This is a genomic window from Flavobacterium sp. ZT3R18 (assembly GCF_007097385.1).
GTDB lineage: Bacteria > Bacteroidota > Bacteroidia > Flavobacteriales > Flavobacteriaceae > Flavobacterium.
In genome coordinates this window covers 227,815-244,453 of record NZ_VJZS01000004.1, presented here as the reverse complement: position 1 = coordinate 244,453, position 16,639 = coordinate 227,815, and the positions used below count along the sequence as shown (strand labels likewise).

Here is a 16,639-nt window from a genome sequence, read left to right as displayed (position 1 = left end):
TACTGTTTTATTAACCTAAACTAAAGAAATATGAAAAACTTAAAATTAATTAGTATAGCTCTACTTATTCTTTTTTCATTTAATAAAGGAATAGCACAAACGTATAAAATTGATCTTACAAAAAGCATTGTTAATTGGGCGGGGAAAAAAATCACTGGACAGCATGAAGGAATCGTCAACTTCAAGGACGGTTATCTCGTTTTCAAAGACAAAAAAGTAACTGGAGGAAGTTTTACTGTTAACATGAAGACCTTATCGAATACCGATCAAACGGGCAGTTCTAAATTAAAATTAGAAGGGCACTTAAAATCGGAGGATTTTTTTAGTATTGATAATTTCTCTACAGCCACTTTAGTGTTTAAAAGTATTGCAAATAAAGGGAATAACACTTATTTAATCAATGCCGATTTAACCATTAAAGGAATTACTAATACCAATCAATTTGATTTAGTTGTAAACGGAAATAAAGCCACTGCCACATTAACAGTGAACCGAACCAAATATGATATTAAATATGGTTCAGGAAGTTATTTTGATGATTTGGGAGATAAAACAATATACGATGATTTCGAATTAAACGTAGTTGTAGCCTATTAAACTTTTATAATTTAACAAAAAAACGAAAATTTTATCTTTTTTTTGTTTTTTTAGTTTTGTCAAACCAAATATCATTTCTATATTTGCTAAAAAGAAAAACAGAATATGAAAACTATAACAAACAATACTTGGTGGTGGAATAATTTACGTCAGTCGTCGTGAACTAAGCTCCTATAGTATTATTTGAACTATAAATATAAAAGGCTTGTCATCACGACAAGCCTTTTTTTTTGTCCATTTTTTAAAATATAACGCAAAAAAACCACCCCGCCCTTTGGGCACCTCCCGTTTTAAGAACGGGACAGGCTCTCCAAAAGAGGGGAATTAAAAAGAAACAACAATTATGAAAACCTATAAACTACAAACCAACTACAAACAAATCCTAGCCGATACTATTACGCCTGTTAGTGTTTATTTTAAAATTAGAGATAAATTCCCAAACAGCCTATTATTAGAAAGTAGCGATTATCATGGAAGCGATAACAGTTTTTCTTATATCTGTTGCAATCCTATAGCTTCTATAAAAATTGAAAACGAGACCATCTATAAAATTTTTCCAGACGGAAATTCAGAGACAGTTGCCATTGATGCAAACACTAATATTCCAGGGATAATTCAAGATTTTTCGGGGCAATTTAAATCGGATAAAAATGATTTTAAATTCATCAATAATGGCTTATTTGGATACATTTCTTATGACGCCGTTCGTTATTTCGAAAAAGTAACCATTGCCAAAAAAGAAAACTCCAATTCAATTCCTGATGTGTATTATGCGGTGTACCAAAACATCATCGCCATTAACCACTTCAAAAACGAAGCTTATATTTTCTGCCATAGTCTTGACGGAAAAAACAATATATCCGAAATCGAACAACTATTACAATCCAGAAACATCGCTTCCTATAAATTCTCCAAAGAAGGCGAAGGTTTTTCGAATCTAACGGATGAAGAATTCAAACAGAATGTGGCTTTGGCCAAAAAGCATTGTTTCCGTGGCGATGTGTTTCAATTGGTTTTATCCAGAAGATTTACCCAAGGTTTTAAAGGAGATGAGTTCAATGTTTACAGAGCTTTAAGAAGTATCAACCCCTCCCCTTACCTATTCTTTTTTGATTATGGTGATTTCAAAATATTTGGTTCTTCCCCCGAAGCCCAAATTATTGTCAAAAACCGCAAAGCCGAGATTCACCCTATTGCAGGAACTTTCAAACGAACTGGCGATGACGAAAAAGATGCTGTTCTTGCCAAAAAATTATCAGAAGATAAAAAAGAAAATAGCGAACACGTGATGCTAGTAGATTTGGCTCGAAATGATTTAAGCCGAAACGGTCATGATGTAAATGTAGAAAAATACAGAGAAGTTCAGTTTTTCTCTCATGTTATCCATTTGGTTTCCAAAGTGACTGGAATTCTACACGAAAAAGCCACGACTATGCAAGTCGTAGCCGATACTTTTCCAGCTGGAACTTTGAGCGGAGCACCCAAACACAGAGCGATGCAATTGATTGAAGAGTATGAAAAAACAAACCGTAATTTTTATGGAGGAGCCATCGGTTTTATGGATTTTGAAGGTAACTTTAACCATGCCATTATGATTCGGACTTTCTTGAGTAAAAACCACCAGTTGCATTCCCAAGCGGGTGCCGGAATTGTAGCTAGTTCTGATGAAGAAAGCGAAATGCAAGAGGTTTATAATAAGTTACTGGCTTTGAATAAAGCATTGGATTTAGCAGAAACGATATAAGCCCCCTAACCCCCGAAGGGGGAACTTCGCAGAGCGGAGATAGGTCATAAAACAAACAAAAATTAAAAATATTCAAAATGAACAACAACAATATACTCACTCCAACAGTTCCCCCTTCGGGGGCTAGGGGGCTAAAAAAAATACTAGTTATAGACAATTACGATAGTTTCACTTACAATTTAGTGCATTATCTGGAAGATTTAGATTGCGAAGTAACCGTTTACAGAAACGATGAATTTGATATTGATGAAATCGCTATTTTCGATAAAATTCTACTTTCTCCTGGACCAGGAATCCCAGAGGAAGCAGGATTATTGAAAGAAGTGATCCGAAAATACGCCCCTACCAAAAGTATTTTTGGAGTGTGCCTTGGACAACAAGCCATAGGAGAAGTTTTTGGAGGCACACTATCTAACTTAGACAAAGTGTATCACGGAGTAGCAACTCTAGTAAAAACTGTGGTAGATGATGAACTATTGTTTGAAGGATTAGGAAATGAATTTGAAGTAGGTCGTTACCATTCTTGGGTGGTGGATGCCAATTTACCCGATGTTCTAGAAGCCACTTCTTTTGACGAAAATGGTCAGGTAATGTCGTTAAGACACAAAACATACGATGTGCGTGGCGTGCAATTTCATCCCGAAAGTGTGTTGACGCCCAACGGGAAAAAGATATTGGAGAATTGGGTTAATTCGTAGAGACGTTGCAGTGCAACGTCTTAACACCTAGAGACGTTGCAGTGCAACGTCTCTACATAATACAAACAAATAAAAAAAATGAAAAACATATTAAATAGACTTATCAATCACGAAATGCTTTCGAAGGAAGAAGCCAAAAATGTATTGGTTAATATCTCTAACGGAAGTTACAACCCAAGTCAGATTTCGGCATTCTTGACCGTATATATGATGCGAAGCATTAGCATAGAAGAGTTAGCGGGATTTAGGGAAGCACTTTTAGAAATGTGCATTCGAGTAGATTTATCAGCCTACAACACTATCGATTTGTGCGGTACGGGAGGCGACGGAAAAGACACTTTTAATATTTCGACTTTAGCTTCTTTTGTTGCTGCGGGTGCTGGAATAAAAGTGGCCAAACACGGAAATTATGGTGTTTCTTCTATTTCGGGATCCAGTAATGTGATGGAGAAGTTGGGTGTTAAATTCAGTAATGACAATGACTTTATCGAAAAATGTGTCGACAAAGCTGGGATTACTATTTTACATGCTCCTTTGTTCCATCCTGCCATGAAAAATGTAGGCCCAATCAGAAAAGAATTAGCTGTAAAAACATTCTTTAATATGTTGGGACCTATGGTAAATCCATCATTCCCCCAAAACCAATTGGTGGGGGTTTTTAATCTCGAATTGGCTAGAATGTATGCCTATTTATATCAAAATACCGAAATTAATTATACAATTTTGCATTCGCTTGACGGTTATGACGAAGTGTCTTTGACAGGACCAACAAAAATTATAACCAGTTCTATGGAAGGGATCTTGAATCCAAGTGATTTTGGTGTTCGCCTTTTAGCGCAAAGCGAAATTGAAGGCGGAAAAACCATTGAAGAATCGGCAGAAATGTTTATAAACATCATCTCCGGAAAAGGAAACGAAGCCCAAAACAATGTGGTTTGTGCCAATGCCGGAATAGCAATTGCTACTGTTACCAAATGCACACCACTGGAAGGTTTTGAATTGGCCAAAGAAAGTTTGCTTTCTGGAAAAGGGCTTTTGGCTTTGAAGACATTGCAAGAATTAAGTAAATAAAAAAATAGTTTAGAAAGTGTAGCAGATTTATGAGTTTAGCTCTAAACCGTATAAACCATCTAATCATTACAAGAATTAAGAAATAGTTTAGAAAGTGTAGCAGGTTTATGAGTTTAGCTCTAAACCGCATAAACCATCTAATCATTACAAGAAATAAATAAAATAGTTAAGAAAGTGTATAAGGTTTATGAGTTTAGCTCTAAACCGTATAACCTTTCTAATCATTACAAGAATTAAGTAAATAAAATAGTTTAGAAAGTGTAGCAGGTTTATGAGTTTAGCTCTAAACCTACTAAACTTCCTAAACCATCTAAACTTTTAAACACATGAACATACTAGATAAAATCATAATCGATAAAAAAAGAGAAGTAGTTCTCAAGAAATCCATCATTCCAGTTTCGCAATTGGAAGCTTCGGTTTTCTTTGGAAAAGAAACGATTTCTTTAAGTCAAAATTTGCTACACAGTAATACGGGAATCATTGCAGAACACAAACGCCGTTCTCCTTCCAGATCCATAATCAATCAAAATTTTACGGTGGAAGAAGTGGTAAAAGGATACGAAAGTGCTGGTGCTTGTGGGATTTCGGTTTTGACGGATGGTAAGTATTTTGGCGGTTCTTTGGACGATTTACTTTTGGCAAGAGCCTCGGTGCACCTTCCGCTTTTGCGAAAAGAATTTATTGTTGACGAATACCAAATCCTCGAAGCCAAAGCCCACGGAGCCGATTTGATTTTGCTCATCGCTGCGGTTTTGACAAGAGACGAAATCAAATCATTATCGGAATTTGCCAAGAATTTGGGACTAGAAGTCTTGCTTGAAGTACATAATCTCGAAGAGTTAGAAAAGTCAATTATGCCAACACTGGATATGATTGGCGTAAACAATAGAAACCTAAAAACCTTCGAAGTAAGCCTGGATTTCAGCAAAGAACTGGCTTCAAAAATCCCAAATGAATTTGTGAAAGTTTCAGAAAGTGGTATCAGCTCTATTGAAGCCATCAACGAGCTGAAGCCATATGGATACAAAGGATTTTTGATTGGAGAAAACTTTATGAAAACCGATAATGCTGGAAAAGCAGCAACGGAATTTATATCAAGATTGTAAAGAAAGTTTAGAAGGGTTATCAGTTTAGAAAGTTTAGTGCAAACTAACAGCTACACCTTCTAAACCTTCTAAACTCTTTTCTAAACCTTCTAAACTCTTTTCTAAACCTTCTAAATTAAAAAAAATGAAACTCAAAATCTGCGGAATGAAATACCCCGACAATATACTCGAAGTGGCCCTGCTGCTACCCGATTATATGGGATTTATATTTTGGGAGAAATCGGCTCGATATTTTGATGGAGTTATGCCCGAATTGCCAAAATCAATAAAAAAAGTAGGGGTTTTTGTCAATGAAAGTATCCCAGTAATTGTAGCCAAAATAGCGAAATACGATTTACAAGCCATTCAATTACACGGTCAGGAATCGGTTGAATTTTGTTCGGAATTAAAAAATAAAATCCGTACAGACGTTGCATGCAACGTCTCTACCATTGAAATCTTCAAAGTGTTTTCGGCAGATGAGAATTTTGATTTTAGTGTTTTAAAACCCTACGAATCCGTTTGCGATTATTTTCTTTTTGATACCAAAGGCAAATTACCCGGTGGCAACGGAACTATTTTCGATTGGAGAATATTAGAAAATTATCCTTCCAAAAAACCGTTCTTCCTTAGTGGCGGAATTGGAATCGAGGAATTGGATTCAATAAAAGAAATTTCGAAAACTAATTTACCCCTTTATGCCATAGATATAAATAGCAAATTCGAAATTGAACCCGGATTGAAAAACACATCATTATGTACAGACGCGATTTATCGCGTCTCCTGCAATCAGGATAAATAAAATAGAGATACAATTTATCGCGTCTCGTCCAATCAATAAAAATAAAAAGAGACGCGATAAATCGCGTCTGTACAGCATATATAAATAAAAAAATAAAATAAAAATGAGTTACAACGTCAACGAAAAAGGCTATTACGGCGAATTTGGAGGAGCCTACATTCCTGAAATGTTATACCCAAATGTAGAAGAATTACGTCAAAACTATTTAAAAATTACAGCAGATCCCGAGTTTCAAGCGGAGTTTGATTTGCTATTGAAAGATTATGTGGGTCGCCCTACTCCATTGTATTTCGCAGAACGTTTATCGAAAAAATACAACACCAAAATCTATCTCAAGAGAGAAGATTTGTGTCATACGGGAGCGCACAAAGTCAACAATACCATTGGGCAAATTTTATTGGCCAAGCGATTGGGCAAAAAACGCATCATTGCCGAAACAGGCGCAGGTCAACACGGTGTGGCAACAGCAACCGTTTGTGCCTTGATGGGACTCGAGTGCATCGTGTACATGGGAGAAATCGACATCAAGCGTCAAGCTCCGAATGTAGCGCGTATGAAAATGCTTGGCGCCGAAGTTCGTCCAGCCCTTTCGGGATCCAAAACCCTAAAAGACGCTACCAACGAAGCAATCCGCGACTGGATCAACAATCCGATTGACACGTATTATATCATCGGATCGGTTGTGGGACCTCATCCTTACCCAGATATGGTGGCACGATTCCAGTCGGTTATTTCAAAAGAGATCAAAACCCAATTATTAGAAAAAGAAGGTCGTGAAAACCCCGATTATGTGATTGCATGTGTTGGTGGTGGTAGCAACGCCGCTGGTGCGTATTATCATTTTCTGGACAATCCAGATGTAAACCTCATAGCCGTTGAAGCTGCTGGTTTAGGGGTAGATTCTGGCGAAAGTGCCGCTACTTCGGTTTTAGGTAAAATCGGAATCATTCACGGAAGTAAAACCCTTTTGATGCAAACCCCAGACGGTCAGATTACCGAGCCATATTCGATTTCAGCAGGTTTAGATTACCCTGGTGTTGGCCCAATGCATGCGCATTTGTTTGCTTCTGGAAGAGCGAAATTCATCGCCATTACCGATGAGCAAGCAATGAATTGGGGATTGCAGCTTTCTAAAATGGAAGGTATTATTCCCGCAATCGAAAGTGCCCATGCCTTTGCCGTACTCGACGAAATGAAGTTCCAACCAGATGATGTGGTGGTGCTAAATCTTTCGGGAAGAGGCGACAAGGATTTAAATACTTATATTGATTATTTTAAATTGTAATAGAACACCAAATATTGTTAGAACCAACGGCTTCGGAGTCGATTTATCCAAAAAACAAACACAAAAATTATGCAAGAAGAAATTTTAAAACACACCAAAAAGGCTTACAAAGAATTAAAAAATAAAAAACACTCTTTTGGAGAAAAAACAAAAGAAATAATTATAGAAATTTTTATCATTGTATTTGCGATATCACTTTCAATTTGGCTTCATAGTTGGAGCGAACATAGACACCAACAAGAAGAAGTATCCGTTTTTCTTAGTAATTTAAAAAATGATTTAAAACAAGACATAAAAAATATTGACAAGGAAAAGAAAGAATATGAAAAATCAAACACGGGCTATCAAAAAATTTTAGATTTAACGCCCCACCAACTTGATAGTATTGCTAGGTCAGGTAATGAAATTAATTTTCCAATATATTCACATGGCCCTAAAAATATTATTGGAAATTTTGAAGGTTTTAAATCTAGTGGCAAAATTGGTTACATTGAGAATGAAGAAATAAAACAGAAAATTTTAAATTATTATGAAAGACAAGTTGCTGCAATTAATGAAGTTGACAAAATGTATAATGAATATTTGTTCAAGTGTTTCGACAAAATGATAGAAAATGCAGACAAGTCCGAAGCAAAATTATATTCAGATGCAAAATTCAAGAAGACGATTTATTTTCTCATCATGTTAGGTAAAAATAACATAAGGGTTTATGACAAAAATGTAAAACCTGAAGCAAACGAACTTATTAAAGAAATAGAAAAGACGCTGAATAAATAAAACGGCATACAAGACGAGGCTATAAAGATTTGAATACGTATATTGATTGTTTTAAATTGTAGTTGGGCGTTACCACAAGGGTCGGGCTGTACGCTATATCTTTTTTGTCCCGAAAAAAAGGGACAAAAAAGGATGCCGCTTCCATCCCTAACGCGCATTCGAAACAGCAAAGAAAAGGAAGCAAGAAATTAATAAAAAACAAAAAATTATGACTGGAATAATTCATTATGAAACTTTTATTTTAACAGGACTACTTTTAAACATTACTCCTGGCAACGACACCATATTTATATTAAGCAGAAGTATGGCTCAAGGGAAAAAAGCAGGATTTATGTCGGTATTGGGAATCGCAACAGGATCCCTGATACATACAACTCTTGCTGCTTTTGGACTTTCAATGATTATTGCCAAATCCATATTGGTTTTCAGCATTATTAAATATGCCGGTGCAGCCTACTTATTATACATTGGTTATAAAATGCTAACGGACAAAACTCAACTTAATACGGATGCCTCTTTTTCTCAAAAATCAATTGACTTGAAAAAGATATATAGAGACGGAGTAATAACCAATGTATTAAATCCAAAAGTAGCCCTGTTTTTCATTTCTTTCCTTCCACAATTTATTGACCCTAGCTTAAAAAATACCATTGTGCCATTTATTACACTTGGAATAACATTTACAATAACAGGAACAATATGGTGCTTGATTTTGGCAAACTTTTCTTCTGTGATTTTTTCAAAACTAAAGCACAATAAAACGCTTTCAAATTATGTAAACAAAACTTGCGGAGCCGTTTTAATTGGTTTAGGAATAAAAGTAGCATTGTCAGGAAAAAACTAGAAAAAAATTATTTTAAATTAAGTGCAATTAACATTTCCAAAATTAGAATCTATGCAAAAATTATTCACTTACGGTACCTTGCAAAATAATGACATTCAAGAATCTCTTTTTGGACGCATTCTTCAAGGAACTCCTGAAACATTAATTGGTTATAAGCTAAATGAAATTCAAATCGAAGAAGAATTTGGATTAATCCAATACCCCATTATTACAGAAACGCAGCAACCCGAAGACACCATTAGTGGAATCGTATATGAAATCACAACAAGTGACCTTCATCAAGCTGATTTGTATGAAGGATTGCATTACAAACGGGTCGAAGTGCATTTGCAATCCAATGAAAAGGTATGGGCTTATAGTGAAGCAAATTAGATTCTTACCTAAAAAAAAGTGAAAACCTACAAGGTCAAAAAAAAAGACCTTGCAGGATAATTAAACGACCTGCAAGGTTTTTCCCAACCTTGTAGGTCTAAATACTAAAATAAAATGAACAGAATAAATCAAAAATTACAAGAAGACAAAAAAATACTTTCCATCTACTTTTCAGCTGGATACCCCAACTTAAATGACACCGTACAAATCATCCAGGATTTAGAAAAAAACGGTATCGATATGATCGAAATTGGACTGCCGTTTAGTGATCCATTGGCTGATGGCCCAACGATTCAAGCCAGTTCGACCCAAGCTTTGCATAACGGAATGACAACACAAATCTTGTTTGACCAACTGAAGGACATACGCCAAAGCGTAACAATTCCGTTGGTGATTATGGGGTATTTCAACCCGATGTTGCAATATGGAGTGGAGAATTTCTGTAAAACATGTGCCGAAATAGGTATCGACGGTTTAATCATTCCCGACCTTCCCGTAGATGTATATGCGGAACAATACAAAGCTACTTTCGATAAATACGGATTGATCAATGTGTTCTTGATTACGCCACAAACTTCGGACGAACGCATTCGTTTTATAGACAGCGTTTCGGATGGGTTTATTTATATGGTAAGCTCGGCGAGTGTAACGGGTTCGCAATCTGGTTTTGGAAACACACAGGAAACGTATTTCAAACGCATTGCCGACATGAATCTGAAAAACCCTCAAGTAATTGGTTTTGGAATTAATAATGCCGAAACCTTCAAACAAGCGACTCAGTTTGCCAAAGGAGCCATTATTGGAAGTGCTTTTATCACGCATTTGACAGCCAATGGAACTGGGAAGATTGGGGAATTTGTGAAAGCGATTCGATAGTCTGAAATATTTATTCAAAATTTGAAAACAAAAAAATAAATCCACCTTTCAGTTTTGATTATCTTTGTAAATAATGGACAAAAATCTTTACATAATTGCTGGTTGTAATGGTGCAGGAAAAACGACAGCATCTTTTACAATTTTACCCGAAATTCTTGACTGTAAGGAATTTGTAAATGCAGACGAAATTGCAAAAGGTTTGTCTCCATTTCGACCAGAAAAAGTTTCGTTTGAGGCTGGACGAATTATGCTCAAAAGAATCAATGAACTTTTAGAAAATGATGAAAATTTTGCTTTTGAAACCACTTTGGCAACAAAAAGTTATAAATCTAAAGTAATAGATGCCCAACAGAAAAAGTACACTGTAACTCTTTTATTTTTTTGGCTACAAAATGTTGATTTAGCTATTGAAAGAGTTAGAACCCGAGTTATAGAAGGTGGACATAACATTGAAAGTGACGTTATCAAACGCAGATATATAAACGGAATAAAAAATTTGTTTGAAATTTATATTCCAATTGTAGATGAAGTAATGCTATTTGATAATTCCTATGGAAAACCCGAGTTAATTGCTGAAAAAAATTCGGAAACAGAATTAGTAATTCTAAACGAATTCAAATTTGACAAACTAAAAAAACAGTACTATGAAAACTTATAAAAGAACATCCAACCAAACTAAAATTTTAGAAGGGATGGATACCGTTTATGAAAAACTAATCGAATTCAAAAAGAAAATGAAAACCGATTTAGTTGTACTTAAAGACAATAAAATTGTCCATATAAAACCTTAAAATAATTTCATAATAAGTTAATTTCAATAGAAAACATATCTACATAAAACAACAATCCATGCCTAGCGTAATAAGAACAACCTCTGAAAACGTAGATTTTCAAAATCTTGTCATTCTACTCGATGAAGTTTTAAGAATAAAAGATGGCGAAGATCATGATTTCTATGCTCAGCATAACACACTTGATAAAATCAATCACGTCATCGTTTGTTATCAGGACGATGTTGCGATTGGTTGCGGAGCTTTCAAGAAATTGGATTCTAATACAGTTGAAATTAAGAGAATGTTTGTTCATCCTGATTTTCGGGGGAAAGGAATTGCCAGTACCGTTCTAAAAGAATTGGAAGTATGGGCAAGCGAATTTAATTTTACCAGTTGCGTTCTAGAAACCGGAAAAAACAATACCGAAGCCATTGCATTGTATTACAAATCGGGTTATGAAACAATACCGAATTATGGACAATATGAAAATATTGAGACTAGTGTTTGTTTGAAAAAACCCATTCGATAAATAGCGAAAAATGAACCCCACTTTTATATGAACCGTTCCTACAGAACTTTCTTAGAGCTGTAGGCTCGGTACATATTGTCGGGATGGACTTTAGTCCGTCCACAATTATAGACATGAGTATCAAAGAGCCGTAGGTTCGATTCATATTGTATAATTCCGTCTTTTTGTTTTTTTAAATATGCTAAATCTACATGAAAAATAAAGCATTCAGATTTAGTCCATTTTTCAATAAAATAAATTCTTAAGTAACTTAAATACCATTTCTTACTAATAAAAACAATCCTTATTGTTAATAGTTAAATAAACGTTAAAACAAACTTAAACAATCGTTTAATTTAAACAGTTGTTTAATTTCGCTTCAAATTAAAAAACGCAGCATTGAAAACTGACTTTAACGACAAGCAAATTCAAATTCTACAAGTGGCCGAAGCGCTATTTGCAGAAAAAGGATTTGATGGCACTTCGATAAGAGACATTGCTAAAGAAGCCAAAATAAATATCGCCATGATATCCTATTATTTTGGATCTAAAGAACAATTATTAGAATCTCTTATTGTCTATCGCGCCTCTGATATTAAATTACAATTAGATATTTTAATTCTAGAAGATTTGAATCCTATTGAAAAAATAAACAAGCTTATTCAACTTTACATCAGTAAAATCAATGGTAATAGATGTATTTACAAAATTTTACACTTTGAATTTTCTTCTAAAAAAAGAGAAATCAACCTTGAAGCTTTTACAGAATTAAAAAAAGGGAATCTAAAATCTTTAGAATCTATTATTCAAGAAGGTCAAGAAAAGGGGATTTTTAAAAAAGACATTATTATTCCGTTGATCACACCAACCATTCTTGGAACTTATTTCCATTTTCATATGAATAGACCTTTTTACGAAAATCTATTACACTTGAATACCGAAGAGGACTATAACATCTACATAAAAACAACTTTAACAATGCACATTCAACAAACCATTAAAGCCCTCTTGATATATGAAAGTTAGTTATTTAATGCTCTTTGGAGGTTTCATCATTGGAATTTCGTCCATAAATGCCCAAGAGAAAACCAATTTAAAGCTCGAAGAAGCGATAAACTTGGCTTGGACAAAAAGCAATGAGGTTTCATTAGCCAATACCAAAGTAGAAACCAAAAAGCAAGAATTACAATCGGTTAAGAACAACCAATACCCCGATTTTAAAATTACAGGACAGTATCTCCGTTTAACCGAAGCAACTGTTGATTTACAATTTAATGCAGGTGCAAAAGCACTTCCCGTACCAGATCAATTACTTATAGGTCAAGCCAGTTTGAAAGTACCCGTTTTTGCAGGTATGAAAATACAAAACGGCATAAAGCTTCAGGATAATTTGTTCCAAGCCGAAAACGCTATGGCATCTAAAACCAAAGAAGATATGGCCATGAGAGTGATAAACTATTATGCCAATTTGTACAAAGTGCAAAGAACCGTTGAGCTATTAAAGGAAAATCAAAAAAGTGCCCAACAACGTGTAACTGACTTCATAGCCTTGGAAAAAAACGGAATCATTCCACGAAATGATTTATTGAAGTCACAGCTTCAAGTTTCTAAGATTCAATTATCGCTTGACGAAGCCATGAATAATGAAACGATAATCAATTACTATCTGGTTACGCTGTTGAAATTGCCAACAGAAACTAAACTAGTGGTAAACGAAAGTGATTTGATTGGTTTTCCAAAGAGTGCTCTTCCTACAGATGAACAACCTGCATTTCAAAATCGTAAAGATTTAGAAGCATTACACTATCAAGAAAAAGCAACCCAAGACAATATTAACATGGCCAAAGGCGATTACTACCCAAACATTGCATTGGTAGGAGGATATGCCGCATTAAACCTAAACAATATTATAACATTAGAAAACGCTATGTTTTTTGGTGTAGGATTATCATATGATATCAGTGGTGTTCTAAAAAATGGAACTCAAGTAAAAATTGCCGAAAGCAAAGCACTTGAAGTAAAAAACTCTGAAGAATTATTAAAAGACAATATCCGAATCCAAGTACAACAGGCGATTACCAATTATGATTTGGCACAAAAACAAAATCTAGTTTACAACCAAGCAGTTGAACAAGCTACCGAAAATTACCGAATTGTAAAAGACAAATATGACAACGGTCTTTCGGACACCAACGATTTACTGGAAGCCGATGTGGAGCAACTTAGATCAAAAATAAGCGAAACCATCGCCAAAGTAGATGTTATTCAAAAATACTACGAATTACTTTCAGCTACTGGACAACTAACTCAAACCTTCAACAGCCCGATAGGGACAAAAATATAACCACTACCAAACATGGAAAATAAAAAAACAAACGCAAAATTCATTATAATCCTATTGGTTTTAATCCTTGCAGGAGGAACTTACGGAATTTCAAAATACCTTCATTCTCAAGCCCACGAAGAAACGGATGATGCTCAAATAGAAAAAAACATGAACCCAATAATCCCAAGAGTTTCGGGATATATTAGTAAAGTGTATGTAAAGGATAATGACTTTGTAAAAAAAGGAGATACCTTATTTACTATTGACAAAAGAGATTATCAATTGAAAATAGAAGAAGCAAATGCTGCTTTTATAGGTGCCGAAAGTGGATATGATGTAGCCAAAGAAGATATAGGAAGTGCCCTTGCCAGCATTGCTGTTTCGGATGCCAACGTACAAACGGCAGGCGGAAATATTGAAACCGCAAAAATTAGATTAGGAAGAGCGAATAGTGATTATGTTCGTTACGAAAATTTATACAAAAATCATTCGATTACCAAACAACAATACGAACAAGCACTAGCTACCAAACAAGAAGCTGAAAATCAAGTGCGTATTTTGCAACAACAACAAAAAGCAAGTGCTTTTCAGAAATCAGTAATTGAAGCAAAATCAAGAGTTTCTAACAAACAAACAGAAGTAGCTGCTGCCAATATTAAAAAAGCAAAAGCATTACTTGAGGCCGCTCAATTAAATTTGACTTATACTGTTGTAACTGCTGCTATTGATGGTCAGGTTTCTAAAATAGACATTCAACCAGGGCAATTGGTTCAACAAGGACAATCTTTATTTTATATCATCAACAACAGTGAAGCTTGGGTGGTGGCTAATTTTAAAGAAACACAATTGAACAAAATGGTTATTGGACAAAAAGTAACGGTAAAAGTAGATGCTTATCCTGACTATGCTTTTGAAGGAGCCATTACTTCATTCTCTCCAGCAACTGGATCTCGTTTTTCATTACTTCCGCCAGACAATGCAACTGGAAATTTTGTAAAAACCATTCAGAGATTACCTGTAAAAATAAGTTTGAATGCCTCAAACGATCCTGAAAAAATAAAATTGCTTCGCCCAGGTATGAACGCTGATGTAGATGTTCATTTAAAATAAAAAAAATGGTACAAAACGAAGAAGACGATTTAATAGAATACGGCTTTAGAAGGGTCATTATCACAATAACGTGCGTGCTTTGTGCCATGCTCGAAATTGTAGATACTACCATTGTAAACGTAGCCTTAAATAATATGAGAGGTAGTCTTGGCGCTACCTTGACCGATGTGGCTTGGGTAATTACTGCCTATGCGATTGCAAACGTAATTGTAATCCCAATGACGAGTTGGTTGTCACAACAATTTGGTCGTCGTAATTACTTTGCAACATCCATTGTCATTTTTACGGTAGCTTCCTTTTTGTGCGGAAACGCCACAAATATCTGGGAACTGGTTGCCTTTAGATTCATTCAAGGTTTGGGCGGAGGGGCGCTACTAGTAACTGCGCAAACCATTATTACCGAGAGTTATCCTGTAGCCAAAAGAGGAATGGCACAAGCTATTTATGGAATGGGAGTCATTGTTGGTCCAACACTTGGTCCGCCATTGGGAGGTTATATTGTAGATCATTTTTCTTGGCCTTTTATTTTTTACATCAACATTCCATTAGGTATTATAGCCACTTTCCTAACCATCGGGTTTGTAAAAAGTCCTAAATACGGTGCCAAACTAAAAGCCAATCAAGTCGATTGGTGGGGAATTGTACTCTTGGCCTCTTTCATTGGGTCATTGCAATTTGTATTGGAACACGGTCAACAGGACGATTGGTTCAACGATGGATTAATTGTACTCTTAAGCATCGTTTCTGTTTTTGGATTGCTATTATTTATTTGGAGGGAACTCACTTATGAGCATCCAATTGTAAACCTCAAAGTTTTTAAAGACAACAATCTAAAAATTGGAACCATAATGTGTTTCATCCTCGGATTTGGATTGTATGGATCCACCTTTATTATTCCGATATACAGCCAATCCATTTTGGGATGGAGTGCTACTGATGCTGGTTTATTACTGATTCCAAGTTCGATAACAACGGGTATTATGATGCCATTTATTGGTAAAATGATTCAACGCGGAGTTCGACAATCATATATGGTTGCTGCAGGATTTTTTGTGTTTTTCCTTTTTACCTTTTTAATGCGTGGCGTACTAACACCAGACACTGGCGTTGAACACATGTTTTGGCCATTAATCCTTAGAGGTGTTGGTTTAGGATTATTATTTGTCCCTATTACCACTTTATCATTATCGACTCTTAAAGGAAAACATATTGGTGAAGGTGCTGCTTTTACCGGAATGATGAGACAATTGGGTGGTTCGTTTGGTATTGCCATTATCACCACTTACATCTCTAGATTCAATCAAGAACACCGTGTGAATTTGATTGCACATCTTGACCAAACGTCTTTTGAAGTACAACAAACCATACATAGATTGCAAATGGGTTTTATAGCTAAAGGATATAGCGCCAACGAAGCGCTGGCCAAAGCCTATAAAGTTATTGAATATAAAGTAATGACACAAAGTTCCGTATTATCATTTATGGATATCTTTATGTATCTCGGAATCTTGTTCTTGCTGTGTATTCCTTTTATTCTTTTGATAAAAAAAGGAAAAAACAAAGTAAATCCAGCTGATGCGATGCATTAAGATTTTTGATTTTTGATTAACGATTTTTGATTTCTGATGTAGTCATTCATTCAGAATTTAATTTATACGCACGAATAGTTTAATAAAAACGGCTCCGAATCTCACTAATTGATTAGTGAAATTCAAAGCTGTTTTTATTTATATAAAAGGAACTAACTCCTTTTAAAATTGCCATTTGTTAT

18 protein-coding genes are annotated in these 16,639 nt (G+C 35.1%); all 18 read left to right on the top strand.

Going from position 1 to position 16,639, the window contains the following annotated elements:
• Positions 1 to 30 precede the first annotated feature (30 nt).
• The 18 genes from FNW52_RS06965 (at position 31) to FNW52_RS06885 (ending at position 16,457) form a co-directional block, all read left to right on the top strand.
• On the top strand, positions 31 to 597 hold the full coding sequence (locus FNW52_RS06965) for a YceI family protein (RefSeq protein ID WP_143376740.1): 567 nt from the start codon (positions 31 to 33) through the stop codon (positions 595 to 597).
• Positions 598 to 940: 343 nt separating this feature from the next.
• Complete coding sequence (locus FNW52_RS06960) at positions 941 to 2,341, top strand: anthranilate synthase component I family protein (protein WP_143376739.1); 1,401 nt, start codon at positions 941 to 943, stop codon at positions 2,339 to 2,341.
• 77 nt (positions 2,342 to 2,418) lie between these two features.
• A complete protein-coding gene (locus tag FNW52_RS06955; protein WP_143376738.1) occupies positions 2,419 to 3,039 on the top strand; it encodes an aminodeoxychorismate/anthranilate synthase component II in 621 nt (206 codons plus the stop codon).
• 78 nt (positions 3,040 to 3,117) lie between these two features.
• A complete protein-coding gene (gene trpD / locus FNW52_RS06950) occupies positions 3,118 to 4,110 on the top strand; it encodes an anthranilate phosphoribosyltransferase (protein ID WP_143376737.1) in 993 nt (330 codons plus the stop codon).
• 326 nt (positions 4,111 to 4,436) lie between these two features.
• Positions 4,437 to 5,216, top strand: coding sequence for an indole-3-glycerol phosphate synthase TrpC (trpC, locus tag FNW52_RS06945; protein ID WP_143376736.1), 780 nt, complete (start codon positions 4,437 to 4,439; stop codon positions 5,214 to 5,216).
• A gap of 124 nt (positions 5,217 to 5,340) precedes the next feature.
• Positions 5,341 to 5,997, top strand: a complete 657-nt coding sequence (locus FNW52_RS06940) for a phosphoribosylanthranilate isomerase (RefSeq protein ID WP_143376735.1) — start codon at positions 5,341 to 5,343, stop codon at positions 5,995 to 5,997.
• Between the two features lie 103 nt (positions 5,998 to 6,100).
• Complete coding sequence (gene trpB / locus FNW52_RS06935) at positions 6,101 to 7,282, top strand: tryptophan synthase subunit beta (protein WP_143376734.1); 1,182 nt, start codon at positions 6,101 to 6,103, stop codon at positions 7,280 to 7,282.
• Positions 7,283 to 7,351: 69 nt separating this feature from the next.
• Entirely contained in the window at positions 7,352 to 8,059 is a 708-nt protein-coding gene (locus tag FNW52_RS06930; RefSeq protein ID WP_143376733.1) for a DUF6090 family protein, read from the top strand.
• Positions 8,060 to 8,267: 208 nt separating this feature from the next.
• On the top strand, positions 8,268 to 8,903 hold the full coding sequence (locus FNW52_RS06925) for a LysE family translocator (protein WP_143376732.1): 636 nt from the start codon (positions 8,268 to 8,270) through the stop codon (positions 8,901 to 8,903).
• Between the two features lie 51 nt (positions 8,904 to 8,954).
• Positions 8,955 to 9,275, top strand: coding sequence for a gamma-glutamylcyclotransferase family protein (locus FNW52_RS06920; protein WP_143376731.1), 321 nt, complete (start codon positions 8,955 to 8,957; stop codon positions 9,273 to 9,275).
• Positions 9,276 to 9,389: 114 nt separating this feature from the next.
• Complete coding sequence (gene trpA / locus FNW52_RS06915; protein ID WP_143376730.1) at positions 9,390 to 10,151, top strand: tryptophan synthase subunit alpha; 762 nt, start codon at positions 9,390 to 9,392, stop codon at positions 10,149 to 10,151.
• A 73-nt stretch (positions 10,152 to 10,224) separates the two neighbouring features.
• Positions 10,225 to 10,809 carry a zeta toxin family protein gene (locus FNW52_RS06910; RefSeq protein ID WP_221933384.1) on the top strand — a complete coding sequence of 195 codons (585 nt, stop codon included), beginning with the start codon at positions 10,225 to 10,227 and terminating at the stop codon, positions 10,807 to 10,809.
• Positions 10,796 to 10,942, top strand: coding sequence for a hypothetical protein (locus FNW52_RS20695; RefSeq protein ID WP_185965931.1), 147 nt, complete (start codon positions 10,796 to 10,798; stop codon positions 10,940 to 10,942). The genes FNW52_RS06910 and FNW52_RS20695 overlap by 14 nt, the downstream gene beginning before the upstream one ends.
• 58 nt (positions 10,943 to 11,000) lie before the next feature.
• Entirely contained in the window at positions 11,001 to 11,453 is a 453-nt protein-coding gene (locus FNW52_RS06905; protein ID WP_143376728.1) for a GNAT family N-acetyltransferase, read from the top strand.
• A 378-nt stretch (positions 11,454 to 11,831) separates the two neighbouring features.
• A complete protein-coding gene (locus tag FNW52_RS06900; protein ID WP_143376727.1) occupies positions 11,832 to 12,458 on the top strand; it encodes a TetR/AcrR family transcriptional regulator in 627 nt (208 codons plus the stop codon).
• The gene (locus FNW52_RS06895) at positions 12,448 to 13,776 is read left to right on the top strand and encodes a TolC family protein (protein WP_143376726.1); all 1,329 of its coding nucleotides are present in this window, start codon (positions 12,448 to 12,450) and stop codon (positions 13,774 to 13,776) included. Before FNW52_RS06900 ends, FNW52_RS06895 begins: the two co-directional genes overlap by 11 nt.
• A gap of 12 nt (positions 13,777 to 13,788) precedes the next feature.
• Positions 13,789 to 14,868, top strand: coding sequence for an HlyD family secretion protein (locus tag FNW52_RS06890; protein WP_143376725.1), 1,080 nt, complete (start codon positions 13,789 to 13,791; stop codon positions 14,866 to 14,868).
• A 5-nt stretch (positions 14,869 to 14,873) separates the two neighbouring features.
• Positions 14,874 to 16,457 (top strand): DHA2 family efflux MFS transporter permease subunit, encoded by a 1,584-nt coding sequence (locus tag FNW52_RS06885; RefSeq protein ID WP_143376724.1) that lies wholly within the window; start codon positions 14,874 to 14,876, stop codon positions 16,455 to 16,457.
• Positions 16,458 to 16,639: the final 182 nt, after the last annotated feature.